The sequence below is a fragment of the Coprococcus sp. ART55/1 genome (assembly GCF_000210595.1).
GTDB lineage: Bacteria > Bacillota > Clostridia > Lachnospirales > Lachnospiraceae > Coprococcus > Coprococcus aceti.
Genome location: NC_021018.1, coordinates 570,942 through 574,791 on the forward strand (window position 1 = coordinate 570,942; position 3,850 = coordinate 574,791).

Annotated in this window: 9 protein-coding genes; all 9 read right to left on the minus strand. The window is 39.9% G+C overall.

From position 1 onward, the window contains the following. Positions 1-354, minus strand: a 354-nt coding sequence (locus CCU_RS02785) for a hypothetical protein (RefSeq protein WP_208895935.1), incomplete at its 3' end; no start/stop codon positions are given. Between the two features lie 40 nt (positions 355-394). After that, positions 395-718: a hypothetical protein gene (locus CCU_RS02790; protein ID WP_055273941.1), complete on the minus strand. Its 324-nt coding sequence runs from the start codon at positions 716-718 to the stop codon at positions 395-397. 29 nt (positions 719-747) lie between these two features. Continuing rightward, positions 748-1,044 (minus strand): hypothetical protein, encoded by a 297-nt coding sequence (locus CCU_RS02795; protein ID WP_015533476.1) that lies wholly within the window; start codon positions 1,042-1,044, stop codon positions 748-750. Between the two features lie 203 nt (positions 1,045-1,247). Next, positions 1,248-1,940, minus strand: coding sequence for a 50S ribosomal protein L1 (gene rplA / locus CCU_RS02800; protein ID WP_015533477.1), 693 nt, complete (start codon positions 1,938-1,940; stop codon positions 1,248-1,250). A 55-nt stretch (positions 1,941-1,995) separates the two neighbouring features. Continuing rightward, the gene (gene rplK / locus CCU_RS02805) at positions 1,996-2,421 is read right to left on the minus strand and encodes a 50S ribosomal protein L11 (protein WP_015533478.1); all 426 of its coding nucleotides are present in this window, start codon (positions 2,419-2,421) and stop codon (positions 1,996-1,998) included. Positions 2,422-2,464: 43 nt separating this feature from the next. Further along, the gene (nusG, locus tag CCU_RS02810) at positions 2,465-2,992 is read right to left on the minus strand and encodes a transcription termination/antitermination protein NusG (protein ID WP_015533479.1); all 528 of its coding nucleotides are present in this window, start codon (positions 2,990-2,992) and stop codon (positions 2,465-2,467) included. Positions 2,993-3,007: 15 nt separating this feature from the next. Then, a complete protein-coding gene (gene secE, locus CCU_RS02815) occupies positions 3,008-3,220 on the minus strand; it encodes a preprotein translocase subunit SecE (RefSeq protein ID WP_015533480.1) in 213 nt (70 codons plus the stop codon). 27 nt (positions 3,221-3,247) lie between these two features. Further along, positions 3,248-3,397, minus strand: a complete 150-nt coding sequence (gene rpmG, locus CCU_RS02820) for a 50S ribosomal protein L33 (protein ID WP_004849439.1) — start codon at positions 3,395-3,397, stop codon at positions 3,248-3,250. A gap of 134 nt (positions 3,398-3,531) precedes the next feature. After that, positions 3,532-3,774, minus strand: coding sequence for a hypothetical protein (locus CCU_RS02825; protein WP_015533481.1), 243 nt, complete (start codon positions 3,772-3,774; stop codon positions 3,532-3,534). Positions 3,775-3,850: the final 76 nt, after the last annotated feature.

Genomic DNA, 3,850 nt, shown 5'->3' on the forward strand with positions numbered 1-3,850 from the left:
GACTATCTTTCCTTCATTTGTCTTTGTCCACGGGGTAATTGCATATTGATTTCCAAGATCTATACCCATCTGAGTATATGTATCATTACACGTCTTATACTCTTTGTATATATCTTGCAAAGCTTTTGAAAACTTGTTCAACCGATCAGCTTCTTCCACAAACTCATCATAAGTTCTTATAAGTGCTGGCATGTCATATAACTCATCTGCCATTTTGCTGTATCGTATAATATCCATCTGCCTTTTATACATATCTATGTAATCCCCAAAGTTTTTACTGACGTTATTAAATTGTTCTACTTCGTCCTCCAGCTTCTCAAGATGTACATATAGTTCTATACCAGTGCCGTCCATCATTTACCCCTTAATATTACTTTTTAACCCAATATTCCTTTTAGTTAATTACGTCTCCCGACAAAGATTCTCCAATATCCACATTAATTGCTTCCACAGCATCATAGCTTTCTGTAATATTTACAATATCCTTATAGTAATTAGTCATATCGTCTACGATCTCATTCATACGATCTGATTTGTCTGCCATATCTTCATAAATCTCTGTCCATCCATCACTTTCCCAATAACCATTTATTTTGTTGCACGTTTCTATAATACTTCCAAATCGCACAAGCATATCCGCATAGTTCTGCGCAAATAGTTTTTCAAATAGCAACATTTGCCTTAATGGCACCACTATTATTTCTGTATCGCTTTTCACATAACCATTCCTTCCTGAATTTTGCTCGATCAGAGTTCCTGAATCCTATCCAATACAGAAGCTTCACACTTCTCAAACAATTTACACATGTCATAAACGCCATCTATCTTATCCTTAAGATCACTATATAAAGCCTTCATATTGGTCATAGCATTTCGAAATCCTTCATCATAAGTTTTTGCGGCCGGCCCGCTCCACTGTGACGCAAGTTCTTCATATCCGCACTGGATAACAAGTCTTTCGCGCATACTCGCGTCAATATCGTCCTTCAACGCCTTTATATCCGCATGTAACTGTTTTGTATTAATATTTATTTTTGTTGCCATACTTACCCTCTCCAATTATGCTATATACAGTATCTTACTTTTAGATATAGTTGTCAATATGTATTTAGATAATCTATTTTTGTATTAATCAGTATTTATTATCGTTTTTGCATATAAAAAGCCCCACACCCTACGCAATATCCTGAAGATATCTCATAGTGGTGTGGGGCTTTTGTGTGACTGATGCTCAGGTCAACCGGCTTTTATACGTAGCTTGTTGTGTTGATCTTTACACCAGGGCCCATTGTTGAAGCAATTACAACGCTCTTAAGGTACTGACCCTTAGCAGCAGCTGGCTTTGCCTTAACAATAGCATTTATTAAAGTCTGGAAATTCTCGTTTAACTGTTCCTCTGTGAAAGAAACTTTTCCCACTGGCACATGGATAATGTTGGCTTTGTCAAGTCTGTACTCTATCTTACCAGCTTTGATATCTGAGATAGCCTTAGCTACATCCATAGTAACTGTTCCAGCCTTAGGGTTTGGCATGAGACCCTTTGGTCCAAGTACACGACCAAGACGTCCTACAACGCCCATCATGTCAGGTGTTGCAACAACAACGTCGAAGTCTAACCATCCCTCGTTCTGGATCTTTGGCACGAGCTCGTCTCCACCAGCGTAATCAGCGCCTGCTGCAAGAGCCTCGTCAACCTTTGCACCCTTAGCAAATACGAGAACCTTAACAGTCTTACCTGTTCCGTGTGGAAGAACTACAGCACCACGAACCTGCTGATCAGCGTGACGTCCATCAACACCGAGTCTGAGGTGTGCCTCTACTGTCTCATCAAACTTAGCTGAAGCCATCTTCTTAACTAAAGCAACTGCCTCAGTTGCCTCGTAAGCAGCTGTCTTATCATAGAGCTTGCTTGCATCTACATATTTCTTACTCTTTATCATTATTATAAACCTCCTGTGGTCATATCGGGAGCGACCCTCCCACTAAATATCTGTATTACTCTTCAACTGTAACGCCCATTGAACGAGCTGTTCCAGCGATCATGCTCATAGCTGACTCAAGGCTTGCAGCGTTCAGATCCTTCATCTTAAGTTCAGCGATCTCCTGAACCTTAGCCTTAGAAATTGTTGCAACCTTAGTCTTCTTTGAGTTTGCAGAACCTGACTTGATGTTACATGCCTTCTTGATAAGAAGTGATGCAGGTGGAGTCTTTGTAATGAAGCTGAAGCTCTTATCCTGGTATACTGTGATAACAACAGGAATGATCATGTCACCCTCATTAGCTGTTCTTGCATTGAATTCCTTTGTGAAAGCAACGATATTTACACCGTGCTGACCAAGAGCTGGTCCAACAGGTGGTGCAGGAGTTGCCTTTCCTGCAGGTATCTGTAATTTGATGTATCCTTCTACTTTCTTTGCCATTTTAGCATTCCTCCAAAATACTGTGGTACAATCCACTTGATAATTACAACTTCTTGATATCAGCAAACGCAATATCAACAGTATTCACACGACCAAACATTTCTACTTCGATGGCTACGGTCTGTTTTGCAGTATTAATTGCCTTAATTGTTGCTACTGTGCCTTCCCAGGCACCTGAAGTAACCGTTATTGAGTCTCCCACTTCAACATCGATGACAACCTCCTCTGAGGTCTGATACAGATTGCTCAGCTCCTCATCAGTGAGTGGTACAGGCTTTCTTGGATCTGATCCGACAAATCCTGTAACTCCTCTGGTATTACGTACAACATACCATGTAACATCGTTCATGATCATGTTGATGAGAACGTAACCAGGAAGTATCTTTCTCTCGATCGACTTTGGCTTACCATTCTTAATCTCTGTGGCATCTTCAACCGGAACGACTACCTCTAAAATCTGGTCTTGTAAATTTCTGTTTTCTTTTGTTTTCTCAATATCAGCCTTTACTTTGTTTTCATATCCTGAGTAGGTATGAACAACATACCATCTTGCATTCTCTGCCTCTGACATATTCTTCACCATCCTTTACCCAACTATGAAATTCAAACCAATCTGGATCAACCAATCTACGATAGCTATGATACAGCCGAGTACGACTGAGGAAACAACTACCGCAAATGACTGTCTTGCAAGGGAGCTCTTGTCAAGCCATGTAATCTTCCTGAACTCTCCCTTTAATTCCTGAAACCAGCTTCTCTTGAGAGTATTTGACTTTTCTTCTTTACTAGATTTAGACATAACTCTATTCCTCCTTACTGGTTCAGACTATTTTGTCTCCTTGTGTACTGTATGAGCCTTGCAGAATCTACAGTACTTCTTTGTTTCCATTCTGTCTGGATGCGTTTTCTTATCCTTTGTCATATTGTAATTACGCTGTTTACAATCCTGACATGCCAATGTTATTTTAACGCGCATTTCCACTTACCTCCATTGTTATTTTAAGGCACAAAAAAAAGACCTCTTTCATCGCAAAGTCTACAATAACACAATCGACCTATGCAAGTCAAGAAGTCTTTTATATAATTTCTAGTATATTTGATCCTGTCCGTCTATCTTCCGTTTGTACTCATGTCTTTTATGACATCTATGAGATCCATGTCGGAATCTGTGAGCTTCGCATTGGTACAAATGGTCTTGCCCTCTGTATCTGTGATCTTCACTTCTATTATATAGCCTTCCTTTATTCCTGTGGCAGCGGCTGCCCTGAGGAACATAGGGAACTTTGGATGATTCTGGACGAACCGCTCCCAGGCTCCTTTGATCTTAAACATCATTCCCGGATTAAATGCCATATTTATCAACCTCTCTGTAAATCTTACTTATATCAGTATTATTTCAAAAGACCTATCGCTCCGAACAATCCTATAC

What these genes read in the sequence shown, in the direction of transcription:
- nusG (WP_015533479.1), bottom strand. Translation starts at nt 2,992, where the DNA reads ATGTCAGAGGCAGAGAATGCAAGATGGTATGTTGTTCATACCTACTCA.
- CCU_RS02795 (WP_015533476.1), bottom strand. Translation starts at nt 1,044, where the DNA reads ATGGCAACAAAAATAAATATTAATACAAAACAGTTACATGCGGATATA.
- CCU_RS02825 (WP_015533481.1), bottom strand. Translation starts at nt 3,774, where the DNA reads ATGGCATTTAATCCGGGAATGATGTTTAAGATCAAAGGAGCCTGGGAG.
- rplK (WP_015533478.1), bottom strand. Translation starts at nt 2,421, where the DNA reads ATGGCAAAGAAAGTAGAAGGATACATCAAATTACAGATACCTGCAGGA.
- rpmG (WP_004849439.1), bottom strand. Translation starts at nt 3,397, where the DNA reads ATGCGCGTTAAAATAACATTGGCATGTCAGGATTGTAAACAGCGTAAT.
- rplA (WP_015533477.1), bottom strand. Translation starts at nt 1,940, where the DNA reads ATGATAAAGAGTAAGAAATATGTAGATGCAAGCAAGCTCTATGATAAG.
- secE (WP_015533480.1), bottom strand. Translation starts at nt 3,220, where the DNA reads ATGTCTAAATCTAGTAAAGAAGAAAAGTCAAATACTCTCAAGAGAAGC.